The organism is Trichocoleus sp. Lan (genome assembly GCF_039961855.1).
Lineage (GTDB): Bacteria > Cyanobacteriota > Cyanobacteriia > Cyanobacteriales > FACHB-T130 > FACHB-T130.
Genome location: NZ_JAMPKA010000016.1, coordinates 1 through 26644, shown reverse-complemented (window position 1 = coordinate 26644; position 26644 = coordinate 1). Strand labels below are relative to the sequence as shown.

Annotated in this window: 27 protein-coding genes; 18 read left to right on the top strand and 9 right to left on the bottom strand. The window is 44.4% G+C overall.

Going from position 1 to position 26644, the window contains the following annotated elements; translation table 11 throughout:
- Positions 1 to 107: 107 nt before the first annotated feature.
- From NDA03_RS15390 to NDA03_RS15380, 3 genes are all read left to right on the top strand, one after another.
- Positions 108 to 1094, top strand: coding sequence for a threo-3-hydroxy-L-aspartate ammonia-lyase (locus tag NDA03_RS15390; RefSeq protein ID WP_190523800.1), 987 nt, complete (start codon positions 108 to 110; stop codon positions 1092 to 1094).
- Between the two features lie 70 nt (positions 1095 to 1164).
- The gene (locus NDA03_RS15385) at positions 1165 to 1710 is read left to right on the top strand and encodes a hypothetical protein (protein ID WP_190523803.1); all 546 of its coding nucleotides are present in this window, start codon (positions 1165 to 1167) and stop codon (positions 1708 to 1710) included.
- Positions 1711 to 1792: 82 nt separating this feature from the next.
- Positions 1793 to 3811 carry a family 10 glycosylhydrolase gene (locus tag NDA03_RS15380; protein WP_190523808.1) on the top strand — a complete coding sequence of 673 codons (2019 nt, stop codon included), beginning with the start codon at positions 1793 to 1795 and terminating at the stop codon, positions 3809 to 3811.
- A gap of 156 nt (positions 3812 to 3967) precedes the next feature.
- Here NDA03_RS15380 and NDA03_RS15375 read toward each other — a convergent pair whose 3' ends face one another.
- The 3 genes from NDA03_RS15375 to NDA03_RS15365 form a co-directional block, all read right to left on the bottom strand.
- A complete protein-coding gene (locus tag NDA03_RS15375; protein WP_190411538.1) occupies positions 3968 to 4228 on the bottom strand; it encodes a hypothetical protein in 261 nt (86 codons plus the stop codon).
- A complete protein-coding gene (locus NDA03_RS15370; RefSeq protein WP_190411537.1) occupies positions 4218 to 4694 on the bottom strand; it encodes an SRPBCC family protein in 477 nt (158 codons plus the stop codon). Before NDA03_RS15370 ends, NDA03_RS15375 begins: the two co-directional genes overlap by 11 nt.
- A gap of 277 nt (positions 4695 to 4971) precedes the next feature.
- Positions 4972 to 5637: a ferritin-like domain-containing protein gene (locus NDA03_RS15365; RefSeq protein ID WP_190688723.1), complete on the bottom strand. Its 666-nt coding sequence runs from the start codon at positions 5635 to 5637 to the stop codon at positions 4972 to 4974.
- 440 nt (positions 5638 to 6077) lie between these two features.
- Here NDA03_RS15365 and NDA03_RS15360 point away from each other — a divergent pair, with 440 nt between their 5' ends.
- Positions 6078 to 6995 carry a histone deacetylase gene (locus tag NDA03_RS15360; protein ID WP_348238508.1) on the top strand — a complete coding sequence of 306 codons (918 nt, stop codon included), beginning with the start codon at positions 6078 to 6080 and terminating at the stop codon, positions 6993 to 6995.
- Between the two features lie 16 nt (positions 6996 to 7011).
- Here NDA03_RS15360 and NDA03_RS15355 read toward each other — a convergent pair whose 3' ends face one another.
- From NDA03_RS15355 to NDA03_RS15345, 3 genes are all read right to left on the bottom strand, one after another.
- Positions 7012 to 8454 carry a bifunctional orotidine-5'-phosphate decarboxylase/orotate phosphoribosyltransferase gene (locus NDA03_RS15355; RefSeq protein WP_348238507.1) on the bottom strand — a complete coding sequence of 481 codons (1443 nt, stop codon included), beginning with the start codon at positions 8452 to 8454 and terminating at the stop codon, positions 7012 to 7014.
- An 87-nt stretch (positions 8455 to 8541) separates the two neighbouring features.
- Entirely contained in the window at positions 8542 to 9051 is a 510-nt protein-coding gene (locus NDA03_RS15350) for a GNAT family N-acetyltransferase (RefSeq protein WP_190820969.1), read from the bottom strand.
- Positions 9052 to 9216: 165 nt separating this feature from the next.
- The gene (locus NDA03_RS15345; protein ID WP_348238506.1) at positions 9217 to 11088 is read right to left on the bottom strand and encodes a tetratricopeptide repeat protein; all 1872 of its coding nucleotides are present in this window, start codon (positions 11086 to 11088) and stop codon (positions 9217 to 9219) included.
- A 194-nt stretch (positions 11089 to 11282) separates the two neighbouring features.
- Here NDA03_RS15345 and NDA03_RS15340 point away from each other — a divergent pair, with 194 nt between their 5' ends.
- Complete coding sequence (locus NDA03_RS15340) at positions 11283 to 12164, top strand: alpha/beta hydrolase (RefSeq protein ID WP_348238505.1); 882 nt, start codon at positions 11283 to 11285, stop codon at positions 12162 to 12164.
- 83 nt (positions 12165 to 12247) lie between these two features.
- Positions 12248 to 13102: a rhodanese-like domain-containing protein gene (locus tag NDA03_RS15335; RefSeq protein WP_348238504.1), complete on the top strand. Its 855-nt coding sequence runs from the start codon at positions 12248 to 12250 to the stop codon at positions 13100 to 13102.
- An 85-nt stretch (positions 13103 to 13187) separates the two neighbouring features.
- On the opposite strand, the gene ubiG is transcribed toward NDA03_RS15335, so the two are convergent.
- Both ubiG and NDA03_RS15325 read right to left on the bottom strand, forming a co-directional pair.
- Positions 13188 to 13943: a bifunctional 2-polyprenyl-6-hydroxyphenol methylase/3-demethylubiquinol 3-O-methyltransferase UbiG gene (gene ubiG, locus NDA03_RS15330; RefSeq protein WP_348238503.1), complete on the bottom strand. Its 756-nt coding sequence runs from the start codon at positions 13941 to 13943 to the stop codon at positions 13188 to 13190.
- Between the two features lie 108 nt (positions 13944 to 14051).
- Complete coding sequence (locus tag NDA03_RS15325) at positions 14052 to 14174, bottom strand: hypothetical protein (protein ID WP_277877524.1); 123 nt, start codon at positions 14172 to 14174, stop codon at positions 14052 to 14054.
- A gap of 92 nt (positions 14175 to 14266) precedes the next feature.
- On the opposite strand from NDA03_RS15325, the gene NDA03_RS15320 reads away from it, so the two are divergent.
- The 12 genes from NDA03_RS15320 to NDA03_RS15265 all read left to right on the top strand — a co-directional run bounded on the left by NDA03_RS15320 (position 14267) and on the right by NDA03_RS15265 (position 25300).
- The gene (locus tag NDA03_RS15320; protein ID WP_190411530.1) at positions 14267 to 14578 is read left to right on the top strand and encodes a carbon dioxide-concentrating mechanism protein CcmK; all 312 of its coding nucleotides are present in this window, start codon (positions 14267 to 14269) and stop codon (positions 14576 to 14578) included.
- Between the two features lie 214 nt (positions 14579 to 14792).
- Complete coding sequence (locus NDA03_RS15315) at positions 14793 to 15128, top strand: carbon dioxide-concentrating mechanism protein CcmK (protein ID WP_190411529.1); 336 nt, start codon at positions 14793 to 14795, stop codon at positions 15126 to 15128.
- Positions 15129 to 15587: 459 nt separating this feature from the next.
- A complete protein-coding gene (locus NDA03_RS15310; RefSeq protein ID WP_348238502.1) occupies positions 15588 to 16835 on the top strand; it encodes a nucleotidyltransferase family protein in 1248 nt (415 codons plus the stop codon).
- A gap of 309 nt (positions 16836 to 17144) precedes the next feature.
- Positions 17145 to 17606, top strand: coding sequence for a PqqD family protein (locus tag NDA03_RS15305; RefSeq protein ID WP_348238501.1), 462 nt, complete (start codon positions 17145 to 17147; stop codon positions 17604 to 17606).
- A 107-nt stretch (positions 17607 to 17713) separates the two neighbouring features.
- On the top strand, positions 17714 to 18796 hold the full coding sequence (locus NDA03_RS15300) for a serine kinase (protein ID WP_348238500.1): 1083 nt from the start codon (positions 17714 to 17716) through the stop codon (positions 18794 to 18796).
- A gap of 3 nt (positions 18797 to 18799) precedes the next feature.
- The gene (locus NDA03_RS15295; protein ID WP_348238499.1) at positions 18800 to 19570 is read left to right on the top strand and encodes a glycosyltransferase; all 771 of its coding nucleotides are present in this window, start codon (positions 18800 to 18802) and stop codon (positions 19568 to 19570) included.
- A 55-nt stretch (positions 19571 to 19625) separates the two neighbouring features.
- Positions 19626 to 20342 carry a glycosyltransferase family A protein gene (locus NDA03_RS15290; protein WP_348238498.1) on the top strand — a complete coding sequence of 239 codons (717 nt, stop codon included), beginning with the start codon at positions 19626 to 19628 and terminating at the stop codon, positions 20340 to 20342.
- A gap of 5 nt (positions 20343 to 20347) precedes the next feature.
- Positions 20348 to 21226, top strand: coding sequence for an SDR family oxidoreductase (locus tag NDA03_RS15285; RefSeq protein WP_348238497.1), 879 nt, complete (start codon positions 20348 to 20350; stop codon positions 21224 to 21226).
- 28 nt (positions 21227 to 21254) lie between these two features.
- Positions 21255 to 22181, top strand: coding sequence for an SMP-30/gluconolactonase/LRE family protein (locus NDA03_RS15280; protein WP_348238496.1), 927 nt, complete (start codon positions 21255 to 21257; stop codon positions 22179 to 22181).
- A gap of 36 nt (positions 22182 to 22217) precedes the next feature.
- Entirely contained in the window at positions 22218 to 23351 is a 1134-nt protein-coding gene (locus NDA03_RS15275) for a nucleotidyltransferase family protein (RefSeq protein ID WP_348238495.1), read from the top strand.
- A 222-nt stretch (positions 23352 to 23573) separates the two neighbouring features.
- Positions 23574 to 24464 carry a M48 family metalloprotease gene (locus NDA03_RS15270; protein ID WP_190531990.1) on the top strand — a complete coding sequence of 297 codons (891 nt, stop codon included), beginning with the start codon at positions 23574 to 23576 and terminating at the stop codon, positions 24462 to 24464.
- Positions 24465 to 24544: 80 nt separating this feature from the next.
- The gene (locus NDA03_RS15265; RefSeq protein WP_190411518.1) at positions 24545 to 25300 is read left to right on the top strand and encodes a TIGR04283 family arsenosugar biosynthesis glycosyltransferase; all 756 of its coding nucleotides are present in this window, start codon (positions 24545 to 24547) and stop codon (positions 25298 to 25300) included.
- A 178-nt stretch (positions 25301 to 25478) separates the two neighbouring features.
- Here NDA03_RS15265 and NDA03_RS15260 read toward each other — a convergent pair whose 3' ends face one another.
- On the bottom strand, positions 25479 to 26183 hold the full coding sequence (locus NDA03_RS15260) for a DUF547 domain-containing protein (RefSeq protein ID WP_190523849.1): 705 nt from the start codon (positions 26181 to 26183) through the stop codon (positions 25479 to 25481).
- Positions 26184 to 26644: the final 461 nt, after the last annotated feature.

Here is a 26644-nt window from a genome sequence, read left to right as displayed (position 1 = left end):
TTTAGGATTGGTATCGGTGGGATGCAAGGATGTTGGATGATGCAAAGTGTTTAGCGAATCCAATGAAGACTATCCTGAAGCATCTTTACAGGCGATAGGATTTTGTTATGGCAGAACACAACCCGTCTGCGATTCATTTCAGTGCCCTACCTGTTACGAGCGCCGATGTGGAAGCTGCGGCGGTGCGGTTGGCTGGAATTGCCCGTTGCACGCCGGTTTTGACCTCCAGAACGGTCAACGAGCGCACCAATGCTCAAGTATTCTTGAAGTGCGAAAACTTTCAACGCACGGGTTCGTTTAAGTTTCGGGGTGCTTACAATGCACTGGCACAGCTATCTGAAGAACAAGCATCACGCGGGGTTCTGACGTATTCATCAGGGAATCATGCTCAAGCGATCGCACTCTCCGGACAATTGCTGGGCATCCACACCACGATTATCATGCCGGATGATGCCCCAGGCGTGAAGCAAGCGGCAACTCGTGGTTATGGTGCTGAGGTGATTTTGTACAATCGTCAGGAAACCACGCGGGAAGCTTTGGCGCAAAGTCTGGTAGATCGGCGCGGTTTAACTTTAATTCCCCCTTACGATCATCCTCATGTCATCGCCGGACAAGGTACATCTGCTTTAGAACTCTTTCAAGAAGTCGGTTCCCTCAATTTACTTCTCGTTTGCTGCGGAGGCGGTGGTTTACTATCAGGATGCGCCCTCGCTGCCAAAACCCTTTCACCGAATTGCCGAGTGATTGGGGTAGAACCAGAACGCGCCGACGATGCGACACGCTCTTTTCACAGTAAAACGCTGCATACTACGAACAATCCTGACACGATTGCTGATGGGGCACGCACTCCTTGCCTGGGAAACATCACCTTCCCACTCGTATTGCACTACGTCGATGATATGGTGACGGTATCGGAAGAAGCCATCCGCACCACGATGTTTTTCTTGTGGGAACGTCTGAAAATCGTAGTGGAACCGACGGGTGCCTTAGCCGCCGCCGCTTTGCTGTCGGAAGTGGTGAAAGAACCGGGTGCCCGAATTGGGGTGATGATCACCGGGGGAAATGTAGATATTCGGCAAATCTGTAAATTGTGAATGCGATCGCTTAACCTGGTACAACTCTAAATTGGCTATCATCGCATGAGAACGATTTTCAGGCACAATTATGAGTGGATCTGCGTTTACAGTTCCAGAAAAAGTAAGCTTTGAGAGTGCGATCGCGCTGACTCAATCTTTGCTTTCCCAGATGCAAGCGGGGGAATTATCCGAAGCAGAAATAGAAACAGCCATTGCAGAATTAGTGAAAACTGAAAATGGTGCAAGAGGCTTTTTCGTCACCTACCTGACATCAGAGGGGACAATCGCAGATAATCCCTCTGCTGCTGTTATACGGGCATTGCAGTCAAATCCAGACACCGTTGCAGAATTATTAGTCAAAAATGTAGCCATGTCTGCGGTGATGGCAGTTGCCCATCATCGCAATGGTAACGAAGAGATGGCGCAATCATCCCAAAGAGTGCGATCGCGTACCACTCGAATTATCGAACAGGTGGAACTTCCTTCTGTCTACGAAGTGTCTCAAAAGTTATTGGAAAGTGCCGTTACTGGCGAAGGTAGCTACAAAGCATTTTTAGAACGCCGCGGTTACGATTCCGAACAACGACAGGTGCTCTCTGAAGCATTAGAACAACTTATCAAGCGTAATGGTTAATCGTCAGTAGTCCTGAATCCTTGGTTTGTTGCTAGTGACCAATTACCAATTACCAATTACCAATTACCAATTACCAACAACTATGGTAAATTCCCCTACTCAGTTTTCTGATATTCAAACTCATTGGGCACGCTTATTCATTCAAGCTTTAGCCCAGCGTCGCATTATTAACGGATTTCCAGATGGGACTTTTCGCCCAAATCAATCCATCACCCGCACTGAATTTGCAGCCCTAATTGCCACAGCATTTTCCAGACCTGTAAAACGACAGTATGTCCCCTTTATTGATGTTCCTTCTACTTTCTGGGCGGCGAGTGCGATTAAAAAAGCTTACGAAACACTATTTATTAGTGGTTTTCCCGATAACAGCTTCCGTCCAGCAGAGAGGATTACCCGAACGCAAGTTTTGGTTTCTCTAGTCAGCGGCTTGCAAATTGCTGCAAACGTAAAATCTGATTTAAAAACGGCACTTCCACAGATATATCAAGATGTCGCTGGAATTCCTAGCTATGCCACCGACGACATCGCAGTCGCGACGAAAGCAGGGCTGGTAGCGAACTACCCGAATGTAAAATTATTCAATCCCAATCTGGCAGCGACTCGTGGCGATGTTGCGGCTTTTATTTATCAAGCTTTAGTGTATCTCGACGAAGCTTCTCGGATTGAATCTCCCTACCTCGTAGTGCCTCCAAAAACCATTCCACCTAGTCAGATTCCAACCGTCAAAGTCAGCCATCAACGGGAGTTTCGGGGTGCGTGGGTGACAACGGTGTGGAACAGTGATTGGCCTTCCAAACCGGGACTAACGGCTGCACAACAGCAAGCCGAACTTATCGGTATCCTTGACCGGATGCAAGCGATGAAAATGAATGCGCTGGTCTTGCAGGTACGACCGGAAGGGGATGCTTTTTATGCTTCGCAATTAGAACCTTGGAGTTATTGGCTGACTGGAAGCCAGGGAAAAGCACCAGAGCCATTTTACGATCCGCTGGAGTATGCGATCGCTCAATGCCACAAGCGCAATATTGAACTTCATGCTTGGTTCAACCCTTACCGCGCCAGAGTCTCTATCAACAATTCCCCGCCAGCCCGTCCTCACATCGCCGTCACTAACCCCGAAGCAGTTTATGTATGGGGTAATCAGATGTGGATGGACCCCGGATTGAAAGTGGTTCAGGACAGGGCATACAATGTCATTCTCGATGTGGTGCGTCGCTATGACGTAGATGGCATTCATTTGGATGACTATTTCTATCCCTATCCCATCGAAGGCAAATCTTTTCCCGACAATAAAACCTACGCCGCTTATACGGCGGCTGGCGGGAAACTTTCTTTAGGTGAGTGGCGGCGGGACAATGTAAATCAAATGGTTCAGCGCCTATCGCGGGGAATTCAGGCAACCAAGCCACACGTCAAGTTTGGCATTAGTCCTTTTGGCATTTATCGTCCCGGACAACCATCTCAAATTCGGGGACTAGATGCCTACAGCGTACTTTATGCCGATTCCAAAAAATGGCTAGAGCAAGGCTGGGTTGATTATCTCGCCCCGCAACTCTACTGGCGCATCGACCAAACTGCACAAAGTTACCCCGTGTTGCTGAAGTGGTGGACGGAGAATAACCCCAAAGATCGACATATTTACGCCGGTAATAATCTGGGGCAGTTGGATGGCAAGGCTTGGACTCTTACGGAGATAGAAAAGCAAGTTGACATTACTCGCAACTTGAGCGGGAATTTGTCTTTAGGGAATATCTTCTTCAGTATGGAAGCCTTCGTTGAAAATCGTCAGGGCATCTATGAAAAATTCAAAACCTCGACTTATACTAAACCCGCACTAGCACCCCCGATGCCCTGGCGAGATACGACACCACCCCCGCCCCCAACAGCACTGGGGTTGAGAAATGGCAAGCTGACATGGAATCTTGCTAGCACTCCCGATATTCGTTCTTGGACGCTTTATAAGCAAACTGGTACAACTTGGACGCTGCAAAGAATCCTTTCAAGAGAGGCCACGTTTGCCACAGTTGAGCCGGGAACTTATGCTGTGTGCGCGGTAGATAAGATGGCAAATGAAAGTGGGGGAGTCGTCGTCACCGTCTAACTTGTCATCGTCTAGGTATCCGTGGAAAGCACTTTTTTGAACCATAAAGACACTAAGGGAAATAACAGGGAAGTAACTTTGTGTTTCCTTAGTGCCTTTGTGGTTAATCCGGCGTGTTTTAAACCACCCAATTCAATAAGTTTGTGTTTCCAGTCCTTATAAGTCTAAAGACTCGGTTTTAGAGTTCAGGCGCTTGGAGATTTGGCTAATTATCCCACTCAAAATTGCCCCTCCCATGAGAACTCCAAGCGCTGGGGTAAACAAGGGTTGCCAGAGTTTGTACCACAAATCGAGACCGAGGGGAATGCCGACCGAGTGACCGACAACAGCGATCGCTAGCCACCCAAAACTGAGCAAAACTAGGAACACATCTGCGACTAAAATCAGATTGAGCCAATTGAGGAGTTTATCTTTCATCAGAATTCTTCAAATTTCTCCGAAAATTTTCATTTAACAACGTTTGTTTGAGGTTGTTCATCCGCATCTGAAACATTGTCTCTAAACCCCAGCGGATCGCGGTACTGTCCAGAAACGGGTTCAGTTCAAAATTAATGACATCAACTAGGCGTGTCTCTGTGTCAGAAATGGGAATGAACTGATGGATATGTTCCCAGAATTGGAATGGGCCGCGCAATTGTTTATCAATAAATCTTCTCGGAGGTTCCCAGCGAGTAATTTGCACTTGCCAGTCGATTCCTATCTGCTCGAAAAGTTCTACCCGGATTGTAAAGCGCGTCCCTAAACCACAAATAATGTTTGAATCCAATACCCTGACGACTGGAAACGGTGGAGAGATGCGTTCTAGCAGATGTACATCCTCGTGAGCTTCCCAGACGGTTTCTATGGGGAGGGAGACGGTTTCGCTAACCTCAAAGTGTTCCAATTCTCTTCACCACCCAAGTCATTTGCTCGTTGGTAAATTTTTTTTCGCAATTGACGCTTCGGAATCTGCTTGCTTTGAAATTTTATCAATTACAAGACGTTTTTGATGATTTTTACTAGAAAATTAAAATTAAAGAGATTTTTTTAAGGGTTTATATTACTCTGGGAATTTCTTAAGTTGAATATCGAATCGCTTCCTATACAGCCTGAGTGCGGATTGTGGAATCGCACTCAGGCTAACAGATGAAGCCTACAGGCTTCATGAGGCTACGGTTGAATTAGACTTTCAGCACCCAGTCTTTGCGAGTATCTGCACTAACGAAGGATGCGGGAACGATTTCGATATCAACGCCCAGTGACTTGAAAGCAGCACGAATTGCTGTCGCGTGGGCAGATTCATCGGAACCAATGCTTGCGCCTGCGGTAATCAAAGCTGGGGTTTTTAGCTTTGCAATTTCCCTGGTATAAGCGATCGCTGCGTCAGTCTCCAGAGCGAGTGCTAACTTGGCAATATTCACATCTGAGTCGATGTTGCCTTCTCCTGCCTTGATGTAGGACGAGAGATCGTAGCTAGATTTTGCCGTCACCGGGGTGGCACCCAAACTTTTCACCACCGATGCCAGAGTATCCCGATGCGTTTTGTGATCGGCTTGGTTGCGGAGTGCCAACGCCAAAACAGCTTTGCCTACATCGGTGTCACTCAGCTTTGTTGCCGCAAAACCATACGCCCAGATGGCTTGATGCTCGAAAAATAGCGCTTTGTTGAGGATGGCAGCATCATTTCTTTTATCGTCTCTAGAGGCAGCACTGGCACGGTCAGCGATCGCGGTCAACCCTAAGGCACTCGCTACGCCAGTTACAGTCCCCGCCACCATAATCCCACGCCGTGAGAATGTTTTGCTGGGGCGCAAGAATCTTTTGGCGAAGGTATTTTCCCTCTCCATGTTGGTGTCTCCTCATTCATAAATCAGTAACTTACAGTTAATACGCGCACCTCATTCGATTGGATTTCAGTAGGATTACGGATGAGAAAATTATTTACAGGACTTACATACTGAAAGCTTGAAACCTATATCCTCACTCACCCCCAATTTATCGGGGAGTTAGTGGGATCTCTGCGTTAGTCCTAATTTAAAAGCTTTCAAAATTTGAGAAGGGACTAATTCTTCTGGCAAGTTATTCGATGTGCATACCGGAAGAAAGGTGAAGTACAAGTCAAAAGAGAAAGCTTGGGAGACGGTGAGCTTGACTAAGCCTCAACACCGTGTATAACAACTAGTGGGATTGCCAATCAGCTAGCCTCTCATAGATTTGGTATGTAGGCGGTCGTTCAACCCCAACCTGAAGGGTCTATCGGTAATTTCAAAATTGTGGAAACAACTGAATGATTACCATCTTCTATTCAGATAAATTTCTTCAGCATGAAACAGGATATATGCATCCTGAACAGCCAGAGCGACTCACTGCTATTGTTGATAAATTGCGAAGTTCAACTATAGCCGATAAAATCCGATGGCTGAGTCCTTCTAACTCAAGAAATGCGATCGCAGCGATCGAACAAATTCATTCCTCTGATTATATTCAGGAAGTTCGTACTTATTCTGAGCGGGGTTGGGGGTGTTTTGAATCAACTCAAATCTCGCCGCAAAGCTTTGAGGTTGCTTGCCTTGCAGTCAGTGCTTGGTTAGATGGTATTGATGTGGTTTCGCAGTTAAAACGACCAGCTTTTGTTCTGGCAAGACCACCTGGACATCATGCCCTCAAAAATGAAGGAATGGGTTTTTGTATTTTCTGCAATGCAGCGATCGCTGCCATTTACGCTCAATCCATCGGAATTCAGCGAGTTGGAATTCTTGATTGGGATGTACATCACGGGAATGGAACCCAAACAGCCGTAGAAAATATTTCCAACATGGCTTTCTGTTCCATTCATCAATCACCTGGCTATCCCCGTACTGGAACGCCTGAGGAACGGGGTAAGTATAACAATGTGTTGAATCTTCCGATTGCTCCAGGCAGTAATATACAGGATTACTGTAAGTTATTCGAGGAGAGAGTCATTCCCTTTTTTAAAGATTTTTGTCCGGATATCTTAATCATCAGTGCTGGGTATGATGCGAATCAAACAGACTTACTTTCTAAAATCAATTTACAGCCCCAAGATTACAGCATCATCACTGATTATTGTTTAGAGATTACACCCAAAATATTATTTGGTTTAGAAGGCGGCTATGAATTGGAGAGCCTTTCTTCATCAGTACTTGAGACTGTCAAACGATGCGTAGACGCATTTGTAGGATGACCTTCAATAGGTGAGGCTAATGGCTCAAAACTTGGAATTGCTCGGAATTGATCCGCCCCGATTCGTACAGCGTTTCCGCAACTTCCCCCATTCTCAGGACAGAATGACCCCGATAGCCGTTTTCCTGAAGCCGATCTTTGACTCCTTTTTCATGGTCGATCAACACCACGATATCTTCGACATTTAATCCAGCATCTTTGAGTTTCGTTGCTCCCTTCATAGCGCTATTGCCGCTGATAAGAATATCATCGACAACGACAATGGTTTCTCCCGGCTGGAAATGACCCTCAATGACTCGTTGGGTGCCGTGAGATTTTACTTCCTTGCGCGGGAAAATCATCGGGCGGTCTAGGCGCAGCGCTAACCCTGTAGCCGTGGGTAAGGAACCGTAAGGGATTCCGGCTATTCGGTCAAAATGCAAATGTTTGAGAATCTCGGCGTAAGCACTCAAGATTTGATGGAAGATTTGCGGTTGGGAAATGATGACGCGCAGGTCGATGTAGTAGGGGAAAATCTCTCCAGAGGCTTGCACGCGATCGCCAAACATAATGCAACCCAGGTCGTAAAGTTGCAAAATCAAATCTCGGTTGGGAGAATGTTGCAAGAAGCAGACATCCGGAAGCCACAAGTCACAGGTGGGGCTTTCCTGCACAATTCTGAGACGTTCTTCATTAATCGTGTCGCGTAAGGCTTGGACAGCCTCAGCGGGGTGTTCGGTGGTTAATAAATCTGGGGGGACTGGCAGGAGTAGCCCTTCTCCATAGCTGTTTAAGCCAGCCGCTAGAATTTCACTTAAGTTTTGGTTTTCTGACCATCCCTGCACGAATATGAGGCGTTCTGGTGCGATATTGCGGATGCGAGTCAGCGTTTCCGGAATTGCAGCGCCTACTTCTAGCCCTAGTTGTTCTTGGGTGCCCCAAGTTTGCGCTTCTTTTATCAAATGGATGTAAAAGGGTAGCCCGGTACCTGGATATTCTTGCAAGACGGCGGCTGATGGGTTGTCAGTGGTACAGACCACAAAGACGGCTTTGCCAGGATAGACCAAAAAGGGAGCCGCTAAATCAAGTCCTGGGTAAGGACTCAAGGTGACAGCATCCACTTTCCAGTCTTCAAAGACGGTTTGGGCAAAGAGGGTGCTGGTGTTGAGGTCGCCGTGTTTGGCGTCTAAAATTACTGGAATGTCGGCGGGGATAGCAGCTAGGGTTTGCTGAAGGAGTTCTAAACCTGTTGCCCCCAGTGCTTGATAAAAGCCAAGCGTGAGTTTGTAAGCGCAGACTAAATTGGCGGTTTGGGCGATCGCAAATTGCAGGCGATCGCTCAGAAAACTTCGATCGCCCGAAGGGAGAATGGCACTAGCCCCATTGCGCTTTTCTAGATTCTCTATATCCGGGTCGAGGCTTGCGTACAGTAAGCTTTGATTGCGCTCGATTGCTTTAAGTAGCTTATCGAAGAAGTTCATAGGTGTTTTTTTTAGAGGCGATTGCTACCGATGAGAAGGAGAGCGCGACAGGTGGCTATAAAACTTAGGCACTTTCGTCTGCTTGCCTTAGCTAAGGTTCATATATATTCTTGCTACTGTATCTGGATCGTCGTTACCAGTAGTATAGTCCACTTCAAATCCGTGTTTTCTATACCATTCAAGCAGCTTAGGGTTATTATCACTATCCCTCTTAACGACCTTTCCGAAAATAAGTTTTATACCCTTCTTGGAAGCGTGTTTAATTACGAACTGTAGAAGATAAGAACCTAATCCTCTTTTGCGGTAGTTTTTTTTCTTACTTCGATTCAAGACTATTTTTAGAAAAACATCCCAAAAGTTTTGGGGAATGTGAATAACTTCATCGTAGATATTAAGGTCTGCTAATAATAGTTTATCCGGCGGGTACCGGACACAGTTAGCTTCGCCCACCTTTATCCCTCGATGTTTTAACCTCACGTAAATGCACTTATCATCATCCATTTCTAGGCACAACTCATATTTTCGACCTTTGTTATCCGAGAAGATAAATTTCTCCGGCTGTTCAGATATTAAATCGCTTTTCTCTTGAAATGACATCTTTACAGTATTTTCATTTGTACGACAGATTTATTCTAGTATTTTGCTTGGAAATTGCATAAAATCAGATGAGCAATGCCCATCCTCCAACTAAGTTTCAATGTATTCAGTCCGTTAAAACGGACTTTAGTTATTAGCCAGGAGTTTAAACTCCTGGCGGGCTGACTACATCGATTCCTTATATCTTTCTAAAATTTGGGGAATATAATCGTAGCCATCAACACCGATAAGGGCGATAATTTGTGGGCGCGATTGTTGCAATTTTTTCTGGAACGCTTCTGCTCCCATTTGTCCTTGCAAAATGGTGAGTAAGCCTGCGGTTTTCCGCCACTCTTCCGCAGCAATTTGCTCTAGGAGATACATTCCCAGGCTACCTGTAAGGATTGTTTTATCGATGTTTTGCAGACTGTAGTGAGCTTCAGATAAGTAAGCTAAGTTTCGCCCTTGCAGGTATAAATCGCCGGAAAATTGGGCGGCTTGTAAGCCAGATTCCAGGTATTTAATCGCTTCTTGGGGTTGTTCTACTATCAACAAGGCAATTCCCAAACTACTGCAACAAAGGGCTTTACTTTGACCATCCCCTACTCGTTCTGATAACTGCAATCCTTGCTGCAAATAGTTGATGGCTGTCTCGTAAATTTCGGGTTCTATTTGTTCTAATTGTTGAGCTTGGAAAACTTCACTGTAGCCGAGATTAGCGAGGGCGTTGGCTTCTCCTAATCTATCTCCCGTCTGACGAGAGAGAATTAATGCCCGTTGGCTATAGCTGATGGCTTCGGCATAGTTCTTTTGCGCGACGCAGGTGCGGCTGAGGTGATTAAAATTGGCAATTTCACAAGGGCGATCGCCTGCATTTCTGGCGATTTCTAAGGCTTGCTCGTGAAATGCGATCGCGTCTGCATATCGACCTTGCGCCCGCTGGGAATAACCCATTAATGTCAAAATCCGAGCTTTTTCTTGCGTGCCTTCCACTTGTCGCAGCGGTGCATCTAGATAGTCAAGGGTCGTGCGGAGATATGCGCCGGAAAATGAGGCGAAAATGCCACCGTAGAGGGGGAAATACTGGCGCTGGGAAAAGGTTCTGAGGATTTGTAGGGTAATTTGAAAACAGCCATTCACTAAGCGATCGCGCGAAGTAGAATTGAGAGTTGTCGCCTGATTCAAGCCATTCGCTAACTGCGACCAAATCACGGCAAAAGTCAGAAAAGTGGAAATCGACAGCCTTGCGCCCACTTTGGAGTCGTAAACCAGTTTGTCAAACCAGTTCACCAACCCCCGCTGCAAGTATTGCAAAATTACTGCTAACTCAACGAAGGAAATCAAGTCAGGCGGTTGTTTTGCGACCAATTCGGTTAATGATTCGTTGAGGGCAAGCGCGTGGAATAATGCCTGAGGATAAGGGCTATTGACTTGTTTTTCCCAAACTCCCCAAGGGCCACTTTGCGCCGGTGTGCCTTCAAATCCTAAGGAGCGATTTTGGTCGTAGATCCAGCTTACCAGGTGCCCTTCCAGACGTTGCCAAGATTCCAAGCCACGGGTAAGACCTTCAGCAAGTTGCTGCACATCTCGATCTTGTTCGGGATGGGTAATTTCTGGCGCTTGTTGCTTCAGTGCAGATGCCAACTGCGGTAAGTTCAAAACTTGCGCTAAATTAGGGTCGATCACCCGTAATAAAGCCGCTAGCTTGTCGTCTGGTGGGGAAGCGATAATTTGTTGAACAGCGGTAGCGATCGCATCCGTCGCCCGATTTTTTTCCTGCGCCCGTTCCCATTCTCCCCGAATCGTCTGCATTGCCCTCAAGGTACGAGTCGCCTTGGCAAGCTTCATTTCATCCTTTTGAGTGTCCACCTGTTGCTGGGTGGCGCTTAAGGTTTCTTCCAAAACTCGCTCGAAAATTTCGCCCGTACCCGGAGTCACATCCTTGACGAGCATTTTATACACCTGCTCTTTCGAGCGAATCTGCCCTTTGAGGGTGGTTTGTACAATTTGGTCGATTAATTGTAGATAGCGATCGCGCAAAGGCAGAGAGTCTGTCATGGGGAGTGGTTAAGTGGAATTGTAGGCAATACTGTTCGGTTCGCTTCTCCCCTGTTTTGCTGCCGCTTCTCTTGCAGGGAGAGGGGTTAAGCTTTTCTTTTTTAAGAGAGAAGAAAATAACTTATTTACTTTGCAGTGTACTGAATAAGTTACTGAGTTCGCATACTACAAAGTGTGGAGAAACACTAACGCTGATGTTTGCCGATTTTTTACCCTCCCAAGTTCAGCAGTTGCGCGAGTCCGCATCCATCGCCCTTGCTCAAAAAATTGAACGTCAGGCGATTAAAACTCCTCTCTCGCCACAACCGATAGCTACAGCTTACGTCCATCAGGGGAACGGTGGCACCCCAATTCTATTACTACCCGGTTTTGATAGTTCGGTGCTGGAGTTTCGCTGCTTGCTACCACTACTCGCCGCCCAAAATGAAACTTGGACGGTAGATTTGTTGGGATTTGGCTTTACAGATCGAGTGCAGGGAATTTTGTATAACCCCGACGCTATCAAGACGCACCTGTATTACTTCTGGAAAACTTACATCCAAGTGCCAGTCATGTTGGTAGGCGCTTCGATGGGAGGTGCAGCGGCAATTGACTTCACCCTCACTTACCCGCACGCTGTCAAAAAGCTGGTGTTAATTGACAGTGTAGGTTTCAGCGGTAGCTTCCCGCTTGCCTCCTATCTCTTTCCTCCCTTAGATTTTCTGGCAGTCGAATATTGGCGTCAGCGCAAACTCCAAGCGCTGTTATGGGGCAGCACTTTTGGCAACTTGGAACCGACTGCTATTGAGGCGATTCGGTGTGCGGCGCTGCACATGGAAATGCCCGGTTGGCACGAAGCAATCATCGCGTTTATGAAAAGTGGCGGTTACTGGAATTTGGCAGATAGAATTCCTCAAATCGATAAGCGGACGCTGATTCTGTGGGGAGAGGCGGATGATATGTTGGGTACGGACGATGCCGAGAGGTTTAAGAGAGCGATCGCTCATTCTCAACTCATTTGGATCGAGAATTGCGGGCACGTTCCTCAATTTGAACAGTCAGAGATTACCGCTAAGCATATTTTGGCTTTTAGGTAATTGTAGGATTTATTGTTAACGCAAAGGTACGCAAAGGTTAGCGCAAAGGTACGCAAAGGAGTTTTCAGGGTAGCGTTAAAGTTATGAATCAGGATTCTCTTGCCCATCGATGGGTAGTCAGTGCAGAAGAAGCGAAGGAATTGATTAAGCTGGATGCGACACTTCTGGATGTTCGCAATTCAATTTCCTGGTTGCTTGGGCATATTTCTGGTGCTGTTCATGTCACTTGGCAGCAATTCTCGCAACAACAATCTCCGAATAAGGGAAAGTTGATTGAGAATACAGAAATTTTGCAAGAAAAACTTTGCGCTGTCGGCATTTGTAACAATCAACCTGTCGTTGTCCTTGGCAATCCAGCGCACAATTTTGGTGAAGAAGGGCGCATTGTTTGGATGTTACGCACGCTAGGACATTCACAAGCAGTCTTTGTCGATGGGGGACATTCAGCACTTGTTAAAGCAGGTGTCCCGATTGTTTGGGGAGTGACTCAACCCAAACCTGGTGATTTTCTTGTACAGCGAACTTCCTTATGGGAAATTCAGCGCGATGAACTCAAAGCCAATCTTTCCGCTAAAGAGATATCCCAAGATTTGATTGTCATTGATACCCGCGAAGCGAGGGAATATGCAGGAACTCCCGCTTACGGCGAACATCGGGGAGGACATCTCCCTGGTGCGGTGCATTTCTACTTCCAAGATTTGAAAGATGCCAAGGGGAACTTGCTGCCTCGTGACCAGATTATTGATAAGTTGGAAAGATTAGGAATTCAGCATCATACTCCCATTATTACTTATTGTACAGGCGGCATCCGCTCAGCTTTCTTCACGGCTGTACTTGTTGATTTAGGATTTAATCATGTAAAAAACTATGCAGGTTCGATGTGGGAATGGTCAGCTTCGCCAGAAAATCATTATCCTCTAGAATTTGAACCAAAGTAGGAAAATAAATTAAACAAAATCAGTAACTATTTTACAAATAATTAAGCTTCTTTTAATTACCCATAAATATAATAATAAACAGCAATTATTTAGGCAACTTTATTGCTTTACCAATATACATAACTGAAGTATTGTTACTAATTTCTACTTGAAATTTGCCCATTTTTTTGTAGTGAATATAAGTAAGCACGTTTTGGTAAATGCTTTCACCAAATATATTAAACCCTTTAATTTCTATACCGCTAAATCCTTGGCTATGCATTAAACTTGTTAATTTTTGCGGCTCAATAAACTTATTCCAATCGTGAATACCACGAGGAATTTCCTGCAAAATATTTTCTAATAGCCAAATCATTATTAATTTAGAGGCGAAAGTTTTATTAATTGTGTCAAATAGAAACAAGCCGTTTGGCTTTAAAATCCTATAAATTTCAGAAATTGTCTGGCGTAAATCTGCAATATGCTCCAAAACATCAACACAAACAACAATATCAAAAGTATTAGCTTGATAAGGGAGGTTTTCAGAATATCCCTGTTGATAGTCAATCTGAAGTCCGCTTAGCGATGCATGATCTTGAGCTTGTTGAATACATTTAGCAGATTGGTCGATTCCTGAGACTTTTACTCCTCTTTTCGCCATAAATTCGCAGGTAAATCCGCCGCCACATCCAACATCTAAGGCTTGCAATCCCTGCCAATTTGAAACATAGCGGTCAAAAAAATCAAATCGGGGTTGATTGAGATGATAGAGAGCATAGATTTTCTCATCTTCCTGCCACCACCTATCTGCACTCAAATCATAAAATTTTAAGTCGTTTTTTTTCAAGTGTTTGCTTTGCATCCTGTATGTGGGAAGGTTGATAGGACAAACGCATCTAAGGTAATTTTAGTCGCTGCTTCAGTGGGAAAATTATGCTAACATTGCGAACTCAATCATTCCACTTCTAGCCTATCGGCATCTAGTAGGATGTCCTTTATGAAAGGTAGCGATCGCTATCTTCGCTGCATCTGAGCGATAATAGCTAGCGTATACTGCCCGCAGCCACGCTTCTCGCTTTGTCTCCAGAAGCATAAATCTTATAATCTAAAATCAAAAATATTATCACAAGCCTCGTACAATGAAATATTGCTGGGAATATTGCTGGGACTCAAGGAGCTGATTTTATGCCACAGGCAGTGGGAACGATTGAAACGTTAGGGTTCCCAGCTGTACTAGCAGCAGCAGACGCAATGGTTAAAGCTGGTGCAGTCACGCTGGTTCATTATGCACTTGTAGAAAAAGGGAACTTTATGGTCTCCGTTCGGGGAAAAGTTTCTGAAGTCAACATCGCTGTTGAGGCAGGGATTAAAGCCGCAGAGACAGTCTACGGAGGTCAAGTGATCTCCCACTACATCATCCCCAATCCTACGGAAAATGTTGAAACTGTTATGCCCATTCATTTCACCCAAAAAGTTGAACAGTTCCGTATGTCGTAGTTGGTTAACAATCGGAACTTAATTGCGAGTAGACATTGCCAGCTATCCCAGCAATTATTGGGATTTTGTTTACTCGATTGTTTGGTCTTTTGTCAAGTCAAAAAGTGGGAAAGTAAAGGCAAGGGGCATTTCCATCCAAAGGTGCATCGAAAATTCGTACAATTAGTTCTTAGCTCTACGTAACTCAATTAAATTCAAATTCAGGAGATAGCCAATGCCACAGGCAGTTGGATCGATAGAAACGAAAGGCTTTCCTGCTGTCCTAGCAGCGGCAGATGCGATGGTTAAAGCTGGAAGAGTTACCCTAGTCGGATATATCCGAGTTGGTAGCGCCCGTTTTAATGTCAATATTCGGGGGGATGTTTCAGAGGTGAAAACCTCAATGGAGGCGGGAATTGCCGCAGTAGAAAAAGTTTATGGTGGCGTTGTAGAATCCTGGGTGATTATTCCCCGTCCCCATGAAAATGTCGTCAGTGTACTGCCAATTGGCTTCACTGAAGACGTGCAACAGTTCCGAGATGCTGTCGAACAGCCGATAGTCCGCAGGTAGTGGAAACATCTGTTAGCGAAAGGCGCGTAAGCAGCGCCTGCTGAGTAGAAAGACTGCCTGCAAGAGAGCGTCCAAAATCATAGCTGCTGTTACAACCCGTTTTCTTCAAGAAAATGGGTTTTTTTAGCAATATTTTTTGAATAAGACTCACTTTCCCTTTAAACCGGAGAAAACATCTCTCTTACAAGTGGTTAATGATGTTCGTTTTTCACCTCACCCTAAAGGTAATTTCTTAAACCCTTGATTCGTCAGGGTTCTAAAATTTGGAGTTTCTCGTCTCGTGAAAATTTCGTGACGCTAGCATCGTACAAATACTGACAAAAACTAGAAATTACTAAATCTTTACTAAAATTCCCTATATTTTTATCAGAACTATACAAATAATGCCGTAGTTGTATATAAAAATTGATGAATTGTGAATATTACTACCAGACTTAGCTAAATTAGTGGAGCCAGATATTGCAAACATTACTTGCTAAAGCTTCATCGGTAGGTACTCGCCCTGAAATCGAAGTGCTGCTAATCTGTGCCAGTACTCGGATGGAATTGGAAAGAGTTGAGCGGCTAGTCACTTTACTCCAGGAAAATCATATAGATTGGGCAGAACTGATGCAAATGGCGACTGAGCATAGGGTGATGCCACTTTTGTATTGGAACCTAAACAGCACCTGTCCGGAAGCGGTTCCGAAGAATATTCTGGCTAAGTTGCGGGCTGATTTTCAAACCCTCACGCGACGCAGCCTATTTTTGAGCGGCGAACTGGTTAGACTCGTAAATCTATTTGAAGCACAAGGAATTCCGGTTCTACCTTTCAAAGGGCCAGTATTAGCCGCTTCTGCCTACGGTAATTTGTTGAGAAGACAGTTCTGGGATTTAGACATTCTGGTGCAAGAAAGAGACATCGAAAGGGCAAAGGCGCTGTTTTTGTCTCAAGGATACCAGATGAAAATCGAGCGCATCGAAGTGACTCAAGAACAGGAAGCGGCTTTTGTGACTTCGCCTCATATTCATCAATTTGTACGCGAAGCCGCCTATCCATTTAGAAACCACCAGAAAGGAGTGTTGGTGGAACTGCACTGGGGAGTAATGCCAAAGTATTTTTCTTTTCCCATCGATTCTAAAGAATTGTGGGATGACCTGGAGCCAGTCTCCATTGCTGGAACGACAGTTCCCAACCTCTCGCCAGAGAATTCGTTGCTAACGATTTGCGGACACGGAACCAAAGACTGTTGGACGCAACTGGCAAGAATCTGCGACGTAGCCGAACTTATCCGCAGCCATCCGCAGCTAGATTGGGTCAAACTGATGCAGCAAGCTAGCGCCAAGGGCGGTCAGCGAATGTTGTTTATAGGTTTAAGGCTGGCACATCGTCTTCTAGGAACTGCCCTGCCAGATGATGTTTGGCAAAAGATTCAGGCTGACCCAGCGGTAGAATTGCTGGCGGCTGAAGTATGCGAACAGCTTTTCCGTTCGTCGGACGGATCTGTTAAAGACGGGACAACCACCCGCTTCCATTTAAAAGCCAGAGAACGCCTAATTGACAGGGTGCGGTATTCTCTGAAATTAGCAATCACGCCGACTACTACCGACTGGTTGCTACTACCCTTGGCGGAATTTCCAGCTTTCCTTTACTATTTGCTGCGACCACTCAGGCTAATAGGAGAGCAAATATTAAAAAGATTCAATGTGAGTAAAAAAAACTTATGATTTTCATGCTTAAACTATAAAATTTATTCCTTAATCAAAATGGTAGTAAGTAAGGAATAAATCTTTTTCAATTTTAAACCGGATACATATTATGAGCTTTAAATTTAAACTAAATCAAAAGTTCATAATATGTATTTTGCAATAACTAATATTATTTAAAATCGTTAATTTATAATATAAGCGGAATTATTATAAAGTCTATAAGTTTAGTAATAAACCTAATTAGTTATACCTTGACATTAGAATATCTCAAGGTTAGCTTAGGGTTAAGAAAAGCGAAACAAAGCTTGGTAGTATAGCAAAAAAATCATGAATTATTCAGAGATATTTAAGGCGAATGCTCCTAAAGTTGTCCACGAAACGATTGATGGTGAAGTTGTAATCGTCAACTTAGATAAGGGAGATTATTATAGCTTAGTAAAAGTTGGAGCTGATATTTGGGAAGAACTTATTAAAGGTACTTCCAAAAGCAATATTATCCAAAAAATAATCCAGTGCTACGATGGCAATCGCCAAATTATTGAAAATACTGTCAATGATTTTATTGCCAGATTGCAGCAAGAAGAACTCATTACTCTCGATGGCACAGAAGATCCTAAAAATTTAAATATAGACAGCGCACCAAGCACCACAAACGACAATCCTGAAAAGCTCAGCTTTTCACCCCCAACTTTAGAAAAATATACAGATATGGAAGAATTGCTAGCTTTAGACCCCATTCACGAAGTGAATGAGGTGGTGGGCTGGCCTAATGTTAAAGTTGAAGCCTGATTAAATCAGCATTTGGCATCATTATCAGCAGCTTCAAGGTGTATTGGGAAGGGGCAGCCGTCAGGATTTGCCCCTAGGTTTCAGCTAATTCCTTAAGTTTTTTCAACATGATGACTAACGAGTTGGCATCTGAGATTGCCACTAAAACAGAAGCGAAAGACCCTTTAGCCTTTTTTAATACGGTTTATGAATTATACGAAAAAGCTGAGGCTACATCTGGTTCTATTGACCGTTTTTATTGCTTAGGCGGGTTTAAAATTCGGTTGCGTTTTGCTGGTTCAGCTTTAATTTCCTACATGACACCTGCTTTAGGACATTTAGCGACAGAAGCCGTTTCAGATCCAGCGCTGACAGTTTGTTTGTGGGATAGCGCCTCGACAAACACCGTAATGCCACCTCCACCTTGGCAAATAAATCATCATCATCCAAAGCGTGGGGAAATTATCGGGTTTACTAATGAGCGCATTCATACCAGTTTCCAATGGGGAGCGTTTGCGTTAAGTATTTTAGATAGCGATCGCAACCTGGGAATATATTGGGTTGAGACAACCGAACAACTTCCTTACTGGGAAGCAGGTTCTCCGCTACGGACAATTTTTAACGTCTGGATGAGTAAGCGGGGACTGCAACTGGTTCATGCGGGTGCAGTTGGAATGCCAAGTGGCGGCGTGTTGCTAGTCGGAAAAGGGGGATCTGGTAAATCAACTACAGCTTTAACCTGCCTTAACTCTGAGCTTTTCTATGCCAGCGACGACTATAGTTTGATTGCATCCGACCCCACCCCAACTGTTTTTAGCATTTACAGCACTGGCAAAAAAAATGCCGATGATGTTCAAAGATTGCCGTTTCTCGCTAAGGCAATTAGCAATAGCGATCGCTTAGATTCAGAAAAAGCGCTTTATTTCATCAACGACCATTTTCCCGAAAAAATCTTGCCCAGTTTTCCCCTAAGAGCGCTTTTAATCCCACGCATTACTGGGGGAAGCAATACCACCTTGAAAGCTACCTCATCAGCAGCAGGATTGGCAGCACTTGTTCCCAGTACAATCCTGCAATTGCCCGGTGCAGGTAAGGAAGCTTGTGAGCTAATGACAAAAACTGTTAGCCAGCTACCTTGTTATTATCTAGAACTCGGCACTGACCTGAAGCAAATTCCTGAAGTCATTTTAAGCTTACTTTCAAAGCAATAGCCCATGAATAATAAGGAATTCTTCGTTAGTGCGATCGTTCCTGTCTATAACGGAGAACAGTTTCTAGCAGAAGCTATTCAAAATATCCTCAATCAAAACTATCAGCCTCTAGAAATCATTGTTGTTGACGATGGATCAACAGATAAAACGGCGGAAGTTGCTGGTCGCTATAAAGATAGTATTCACTATGTTTATCAGCCTAATAGCGGGCCATCAGCAGCTCGTAACCGTGGTTTAAGGATGGCAAAAGGGGATGCGATCGCTTTTTTAGATGTTGACGACTTGTGGTCTGAAAATAACCTAAAATTGCAAACAGATTACTTAGTAGATAACCCATCAGTAGAGATTGTTCAAGGATTAATCCAAAACCTGAAAATTTCTCAGTTGACACCAGAAAATGCAATCTTTGAAAAACATTATCAGCCTTATAATTACATCAATTTGGGAAGTGCCCTTTATCGAAAATCTGTGTTTGATAAAATTGGCTTATTTGATGAAAGTTTAAGTTTTGCTGAAGATGTTGATTGGTTTGTAAGAGCCTGGGAAAATAGGGTGTCAAAGGTGGTGCTGGAACAGGTGACGCTTTTTTATCGAAGACACCAAGACAATATGACTGTGGGAAAAAATTTAATTGAATTGGGGTTTATTAAAATTTACAAGAAACATCTCGATCGGTGCAGGCAAAAAGGGCAGTTGGCTAATAGTTCGCTACCAGGAATGCCTAAGATAAACGAATATCTGGGCGCGCCTCCAAATACGCCCAAAATTTTTTGATGAAGAGCTAATTAGACAGCAAATTTTTAAAAATCAAGTAGAAGGAGGTATCGGAATGGAAAATCATCTACTAATCAGTGTCATCATCCCAGTATATAACTGCGATCGCTATCTGGCTGAAGCGATTGAAAGCGTACTAGTTCAAACTTATCAGCCACGGGAAATCATTGTAGTAGATGATGGTTCAACGGATAACAGTGCAGAAGTAGCAAAGCGCTTTGCCCCATCAGTGCGGTACTATTCCCAATCCCAAAGCGGTGCTGGTGCTGCCCGAAATTATGGCACAGAGTTAGCGCAAGGAAGTTTCTTTGCTTTTCTCGATGCCGATGATTTTTGGGTCAAAGATAAATTGACTTGTCAAATGCAGGTTTTTGAGAGCGAACCCGATATTGATATAGTCTTCGGACACGTTCAACAGTTTCACAGTCCCGAATTAGATGAAAGCATCAAGAATAAAATATACTGTCCTCCTGAATTAATGGCGGGATATCACCCTGGAACCATGCTGCTTAAACGGGAAGCTTTTCTTCGGGTAGGAAAATTTGAAACCAACTTACAAATGGGAGAATTTATTAGTTGGTATGCGCGTGCAACAGAGCTGGGATTGCGTGAGAAAATGTTACCAGGCCTCCTGATGTCACGGCGGTTGCACGAAACCAATCTGAGCATTCGCCAGCGTGAAGCGCGGACTGATTATGTCCGGCTAATTAAAGCTTCACTCGACCGACGCCGCGCCGCAAGTTTGCCAGAAAAGAATTCTTCATTTTCTTAATAAGTATGAGTTTTAAAACTCGGCTTAAAGCTGCCTTAACAGCCTTCGTGAATCCGCCCACAGCTCCAAAATTGGTAGTTACAAAACCAGGACCAGAGCCTTCGGTAGTTATTGATAATCAGCTTTTAGCTGGAAAAAATGTTCTGATAACCGGAGCAGCCAGAAATATTGGTAGAAGTATTGCCCTTGAGATGGCAAAACAAGGTGCAAACATTTTCTTCACTGACCTGGTTCGGGAAGGATGTGAAAATTTAGAAAAAGAATTAAGTTGCTGTTCAGTTAAGTCAAGAGGCTTTGTATCAGATATTTCCCAGACTGAAGATAACAATTATTTATCTAATTATTTAGTAGAAAACAAAATAAATATTGATATTCTTGTCAACAATGTGGGAATCCAATTTGAGACGAGCCAGATAAAAGACCTTGATTTAGGAGAATGGCATAAAACCTTTAACACCAATGTCTTCGGGCCAATGTACCTTACAAAGCTTATTTCTCAAATGATGATTAATCATCGCACTCATGGCTCGATTATATATATCACGTCTATTCACCAATGGGAACTTGTACGTTGGCCTAGTTACAGCTCCTCAAAAGCTGCATTAGGAATGATTATCAAAGAATTGGCTCTAGAATTGGCAACTTCTGGGATAAGAGTTAACGGAATCGCTCCCGGTTGGGTAGCGGAAGATGACCAGGGAAATTCACTTCCTCACAACTATACTCCGCTGCATAACAGTTCAATTAATCCTGGTTATATTGGTCGTGCTGCTGTTTACCTAGCTTCTGACTATTTTTCACAGTTTACTACTGGAACCGTCCTCAAAATTGATGCTGGGTTGTCATTATATAATCATCGTTTTGCAGAATATCTGAATCAATAAAAAGCGCTGTTATTTTGAATAAAACCAAATGTTGCGTATTGCGAATTGGGTAAAAAGACAAGTAAAAGAACAACTATTTTCAAGCTGCTTGGAGGCAAAAGGTCAAGCATTTAAAAGCTTTTTTCCTAAAAATGCAACTGTTGAGCGTGTGGCTACGGGGTTTCAATTTACAGAAGGGCCTATTTGGTTGGCTGAAGAAAAGTATCTCCTCTTTAGTGATATTCCGGCTAACAAAATTTTTAAACTGACTTCCAATAGTGAGGTAAAAGTCTTTAGAGAGCCTAGCCATAACTCCAATGGTTTGACTAGAGATAAGCAGGGACGGCTCATTGCTTGTGAACACGGAACGCGCCGCGTCACCCGCACCGAAAAAGATGGTTCGATTACCGTCTTAGCTGATAAATTTCAAGGTAATAAACTGAATAGTCCTAATGATATTGTCGTGAAAAGTGACGGTTCTATCTACTTCACAGATCCGCCTTATGGCATCAAACCCGAACAGCAGGAACAACCAATCCAGGGGGTTTACCGCCTCTCGTCTGATGGCAAAGAAATTATTGTCGTAGCCGACGATTTTGATAAACCCAATGGACTAGCATTTTCACCGGATGAAAAAAAGCTTTATATCGACGATTCTGAACGCCGTCATATTCGCGTGTTCGATGTTCAAGCTGACGGTAAACTTGCCAACAGTCGCATTTTTTACAATATCAATGGTAAGAAACCTGGTTTACCCGATGGGATGAAAGTAGACGTGCAAGGACATATCTACTGCACAGGTGCAGGAGGCGTGTGGGTTTTTGATCCAGAAGGGAATCATTTGGGAACAATTGTGACTCCGGAGGTGCCAGCGAATTGTGCTTGGGGAGATGATGATTTGCAAAGTCTTTATATTACTGCTGGCACTTCTGTTTACAAAATTCGAGTAAATGTTCCAGGCATCAAAGTGCCTTAATTGATTACCATCGTTTAAAATTTTCAATTACAAAAGATGCCTAAAATGAATCTATATAATAAGGATAGCTGTGACTGGCTTAATTCCGAGCAAAAATTGCTTTTGCGGGCAGCACTGTTGCAGGGAGAAGAGGCAATTGATTCTTGGAATCAATGGAAAGCATCTGCCGATCTTGAGAATCTCGATGTAGAATCCTATCGATTGCTGCCTTTACTTTATCGCAACTTATCCGCACATGGCGTGACGGATCTGCATATGGCAAGACTAAAGGGAGTTTACCGACGCACATGGTGTGAAACCCAAGTTTTGTTGCAACAAGTCGCAGCTATTATCAGTTGTTTTCAGAATGATGGTATCACAACAATGCTGCTCAAGGATGCAGCTTTGAATATACATTATTACAAAGATTATGGCTCACGAATGATACATAATTTTGATTTTTTAGTTCATCCAGCAGATGCTTTAGCAGCCGTAAGTCTGTTACAAAAAATTGGCTGGAGAGCCAAAGGAAAAATACCAGTTACAATTACGCCCTTCTCTCATACTCTAGGATTTGACAATGAATTAAAACAACAGTTTAATCTTCGCTGGCATCTGTTCGCAGATGGTTTTCAAGAAGATGCTGAAAAATATTTTTGGGATAGTGCGATATTAACCAAGCTGGATGACTTATCAACTTATGTTTTAAATCCTACCGATCAGCTATTGTACGTTTGTGTATATGGAGGAATGAGTAATTTTGTTTTTCCAATTAGTCGGCTAGCTGATGCCGCAATACTTCTCAACTCATACCAAGCAGAAATTGATTGGAACCGACTGGTAACTCTGGCACAAAAATATCGCTTAATTTTGCCCATACAAAATATACTGACAAAATTACATAAAATCCTATATTCCCCAATCCCTCTGTCGATTTTACAAGAAGTACAGAGTATACCCGTTTCTAAATTTGAGTGCAGCGAATATCAGCTCACGAGTAGAAAAAGAAAATCATTTTCCGAGGGTTTGATAATGAGATATATACAATATTCAAGAGCAGTAAATACGGATAATTCTAAATTAGAATTTTTAGGTTTTCCCAGATATCTACAATATATCTGGGGTTTAGAACATTTATGGGAAGTTCCATTGCAAGCAATGATGCGGGGTATAAAAAGGCTCGTTTGGTAATCGCGATCGCTTTCACCTGAAAAGAGATGAAGACAACCAGGGTAGAAGCGATCGCCATCAATGCACTAGCAGATAACTATAAGCGTCTCCTAAAGCCCTTTACACATTTCCCTACCAGCCGGAAGAGGCAAGTTTCATACATGAGATAGAGCCTAGACACTCCAGAATCTGAGAACTTAAGAACAAATAAAGAAAATTCTCAACAACTGCTTTCTAATAATCATGATTGGAAATCAAATCAAGACAGCAGCATTGCTGGGACTCCTCAGCGGTCTTCTGGTTCTGGGTGGCTATTATCTGGTCGGCAACGAGCAGGGGCTATATTTAGGTCTGGCTTTTGCTGCATTCAGTAGTTTTAGCTCCTGGTACTATTCTGACCAAGCCGCTTTGATGGCGTATCGCGCCCAACCGCTAGAGCGTCAGGAGGCTCCAGAACTCTACGATATGGTAGCTTCTTTGAGCCAAAAGGCGGGGATTCCCATGCCGAAACTGTTTTTAGTGCCAACCAAATCCCCCAATGCTTTTGCAACCGGACGAGATCCGGATCATGCTTCTGTGGCAGTGACTCAAGGGATTATAGAATTACTCTCCCGCGAAGAACTTGAAGGTGTTTTGGCTCACGAACTTACCCACGTCAAAAACCGCGACACTTTAACTCAGGCAGTTGTAGGCACCATCGCTGGAGCGATTACTTTTGTCGGACGGATTCTCACTTTGGGAGCGCTCTACGGCCCTGTCACCCGCGATGACCGCAGAGGTGGAAACGCTTTGGGTGCCTTGTTTCTAATCGTTTTGGCTCCTATTACTGCGGCGCTAATCCAGTTTGCGATTTCCCGCACCAGGGAGTATTCTGCTGACTTGGGTTCGGCTGAAATCACGGGGAATCCTTTGGCGCTTGCCAGTGCGTTGGAGAAGCTTGAGGCAATGGGTCATCAGATTCCGATGAACGGCAATCCCACGATGTCGCCGCTACTGATTGTCAATCCTATCTCGACAAAAGGGTTGCAATCTCTTTTCCGTACCCATCCCCCGACTGAGGATCGGATTCGTCGTCTCGTAGAATTGGCTCAGCAACAAAAGCAACAAAAGCAAATGACTCCAGCGATCGCATAATGTGCAAGCAGTGCTGGTGATGCTTGATTTTAGCCGGTGGTAACGCCGGTTTTTTATTGAATGAGGATGCTAAACCGGAGATGTCTCGCGTTTCGATTATTATTCCCACGCTGAATGAGGCGACGTGCTTGGAACGCACGCTGCGCCAGTTGAATTTGCTAGATCCTCCAGCTTGGGAAGTGCTGGTGGTAGATGGGGGAAGTGACGATGAGACAGTTGCGATCGCCCAGCGGATCTTACAAGCGATCGCCCCGTCATCTCAAGCGCGTGTCCTCTGTTGTGATGTTCGCGGACGTTCAGTGCAGATGAACCGAGGCGCAGAGGCGGCGACGGGAGATATCCTGTGCTTCTTACACGCAGATACTTCGGTTCCAGATGATTTTGTGGCAGTGGTTGAGCAAACTTTAGCCGATCCATCTGTTGCTGGCGGCGGGTTTATTTCTTTGATGACAGGTTCCCAGACGACGCGCTGGGGAGTTTCGCTGCATAATTACCTCAAAACTTACTACGCGCCGCTGCTTTTCCGACCTCGTTTGTTTTTTCAGGGGTTGCGATTGTTATTTGGCGATCAGGTGATGTTTTGTCGTCGCGCCGATTTCTGGAAATGTGGCGGATTTGATCCGGCATTGCCAATTATGGAGGAAGCGGATTTGTGCCTGAAGTTGGTGCAACGAGGTCGGATTCGTCAAGTGAATCGAGTTGTGCAAAGTAGCGATCGCCGTGTGGCAAAATGGGGTTCGCTGAAGGCTACCGCGATATATCTCTACATCGGCTTTCTTTGGGGTATCGGAGTTGAAGCAACTTACCTGAAAAAGTTTTATGAGGAAATTCGCTAATTCGTTATTAGTTATAGAATCTGTTTAATTTCCCATAATAAAAGAACCCCACCCCCCAACCCCTCCCCGCTTGCGGGGAGGGGAGCCAGAGCCGCAGGCGTTGGCGGGGTGGGATTCCGGGGAGTGGGTAATTACTGAATTTGATATCAAAGTGCATCTGCTGTCGCTCAACTAACAACTAATAACTCTTTTTTTCATTCAGATTCCAGTCGTAATAGAGATAGGAAATCGGCGTTGAAGCGTCAAGAGGCACGTCGGTTTTTAAATACAAGCGGATGTATTCAGGAATTGAAGGTGCGACTTTCAGTAAATCGCTCTTGTACCACTTGAAAATTTTGCTACAGTAAAGCGTTCCCGTTTGGAAATCGTAGCGAACTTTATCGGGATTATTGATAAAACGGCTGGCGTCATCCTCTAACTGAGTCCGCACCGATTCCGGAAAGTATGCACCGTTTCGCAACAACGGACAACCGATGGATGCACAAACAAGGGCGAAGTGGATGAGGGGTTCGTCAAATTCGCGCCGGAGAATGTCATGTTCGATTTGATTGAGGCTGTAGCGCTTACCTGCAAAGGAATAGACGGGACGGATGAAGAACAACAGGAAGGCAATCCAGTTGGGAATTCCTAAAATCTTCGGTCGGATGGAGGGGATGGGATAGCGTTCTAGAACTTGATTGATCGCGATCGCATTATATAAATTCAGCCACAGCGCTAACCGTTCATCTAGGTTGGGATAATCCCCCAAATCTACTTCCTGCAAGGAATTCAGCCATTGTGAAAGCGCTTGCGATCGCTCTGAAGACCAAGCATGATAATCGACGCGACCTTCTAGATCGACGTATCGGCGCAGTAGCTCATCCCAAACTGTAAAGTCGATCATGGCTCAATACTTTCTCCGAGCGGACAAATCTAACCCCATATTAAAGTTCCTGACCTCTTGCACGTCAGCCTCAAAACCCACCCAGAAATAAATTTCTGGGCGGGTTATTGCAACTGGTGCAAGATGTGTGATTCCCGATAAGGGAAGGGAGAAGAATTGAACTCCCCTCTCTTTTTAGAGGATGCTTTAAAAGGTAAGGGTAGCTGTAAAAAAGCTCACAAGGCTGAAGCTGAAATTGCAAATATCAGCACCACGCGCACGCGAATGACTAAAGCATACTAAGCGCAACCTAACGTGTGTTTAGCTGGCGATTATCAAAGACTACCCGAAACCTCGGAGGTTTTTATCTATAGCAATCCCAAGTCAGTTGTGAGAACCTAGAGAAGATTCCAACAGGTTGAGATAATGGCTCTATGTTAGCTGATCTGAACGACTTTATTGGCTCTAACCCGGATGCGCGT

What these genes read in the sequence shown, in the direction of transcription:
- NDA03_RS15355 (WP_348238507.1), bottom strand. Translation starts at nt 8,454, where the DNA reads ATGAACTTCTTCGATAAGCTACTTAAAGCAATCGAGCGCAATCAAAGC.
- NDA03_RS15340 (WP_348238505.1), top strand. Translation starts at nt 11,283, where the DNA reads ATGTTTGCCGATTTTTTACCCTCCCAAGTTCAGCAGTTGCGCGAGTCC.
- NDA03_RS15360 (WP_348238508.1), top strand. Translation starts at nt 6,078, where the DNA reads ATGATTACCATCTTCTATTCAGATAAATTTCTTCAGCATGAAACAGGA.
- NDA03_RS15315 (WP_190411529.1), top strand. Translation starts at nt 14,793, where the DNA reads ATGCCACAGGCAGTTGGATCGATAGAAACGAAAGGCTTTCCTGCTGTC.
- NDA03_RS15285 (WP_348238497.1), top strand. Translation starts at nt 20,348, where the DNA reads ATGAGTTTTAAAACTCGGCTTAAAGCTGCCTTAACAGCCTTCGTGAAT.
- NDA03_RS15335 (WP_348238504.1), top strand. Translation starts at nt 12,248, where the DNA reads ATGAATCAGGATTCTCTTGCCCATCGATGGGTAGTCAGTGCAGAAGAA.
- NDA03_RS15375 (WP_190411538.1), bottom strand. Translation starts at nt 4,228, where the DNA reads ATGAAAGATAAACTCCTCAATTGGCTCAATCTGATTTTAGTCGCAGAT.
- NDA03_RS15305 (WP_348238501.1), top strand. Translation starts at nt 17,145, where the DNA reads ATGAATTATTCAGAGATATTTAAGGCGAATGCTCCTAAAGTTGTCCAC.
- NDA03_RS15380 (WP_190523808.1), top strand. Translation starts at nt 1,793, where the DNA reads ATGGTAAATTCCCCTACTCAGTTTTCTGATATTCAAACTCATTGGGCA.
- NDA03_RS15295 (WP_348238499.1), top strand. Translation starts at nt 18,800, where the DNA reads ATGAATAATAAGGAATTCTTCGTTAGTGCGATCGTTCCTGTCTATAAC.
- NDA03_RS15275 (WP_348238495.1), top strand. Translation starts at nt 22,218, where the DNA reads ATGCCTAAAATGAATCTATATAATAAGGATAGCTGTGACTGGCTTAAT.
- NDA03_RS15290 (WP_348238498.1), top strand. Translation starts at nt 19,626, where the DNA reads ATGGAAAATCATCTACTAATCAGTGTCATCATCCCAGTATATAACTGC.
- NDA03_RS15320 (WP_190411530.1), top strand. Translation starts at nt 14,267, where the DNA reads ATGCCACAGGCAGTGGGAACGATTGAAACGTTAGGGTTCCCAGCTGTA.
- NDA03_RS15385 (WP_190523803.1), top strand. Translation starts at nt 1,165, where the DNA reads ATGAGTGGATCTGCGTTTACAGTTCCAGAAAAAGTAAGCTTTGAGAGT.
- NDA03_RS15365 (WP_190688723.1), bottom strand. Translation starts at nt 5,637, where the DNA reads ATGGAGAGGGAAAATACCTTCGCCAAAAGATTCTTGCGCCCCAGCAAA.
- NDA03_RS15325 (WP_277877524.1), bottom strand. Translation starts at nt 14,174, where the DNA reads ATGCTTCTGGAGACAAAGCGAGAAGCGTGGCTGCGGGCAGTATACGCT.
- NDA03_RS15300 (WP_348238500.1), top strand. Translation starts at nt 17,714, where the DNA reads ATGATGACTAACGAGTTGGCATCTGAGATTGCCACTAAAACAGAAGCG.
- NDA03_RS15260 (WP_190523849.1), bottom strand. Translation starts at nt 26,183, where the DNA reads ATGATCGACTTTACAGTTTGGGATGAGCTACTGCGCCGATACGTCGAT.
- NDA03_RS15270 (WP_190531990.1), top strand. Translation starts at nt 23,574, where the DNA reads ATGATTGGAAATCAAATCAAGACAGCAGCATTGCTGGGACTCCTCAGC.
- NDA03_RS15280 (WP_348238496.1), top strand. Translation starts at nt 21,255, where the DNA reads ATGTTGCGTATTGCGAATTGGGTAAAAAGACAAGTAAAAGAACAACTA.
- NDA03_RS15345 (WP_348238506.1), bottom strand. Translation starts at nt 11,088, where the DNA reads ATGACAGACTCTCTGCCTTTGCGCGATCGCTATCTACAATTAATCGAC.
- ubiG (WP_348238503.1), bottom strand. Translation starts at nt 13,943, where the DNA reads ATGCAAAGCAAACACTTGAAAAAAAACGACTTAAAATTTTATGATTTG.
- NDA03_RS15350 (WP_190820969.1), bottom strand. Translation starts at nt 9,051, where the DNA reads ATGTCATTTCAAGAGAAAAGCGATTTAATATCTGAACAGCCGGAGAAA.
- NDA03_RS15265 (WP_190411518.1), top strand. Translation starts at nt 24,545, where the DNA reads ATGTCTCGCGTTTCGATTATTATTCCCACGCTGAATGAGGCGACGTGC.
- NDA03_RS15390 (WP_190523800.1), top strand. Translation starts at nt 108, where the DNA reads ATGGCAGAACACAACCCGTCTGCGATTCATTTCAGTGCCCTACCTGTT.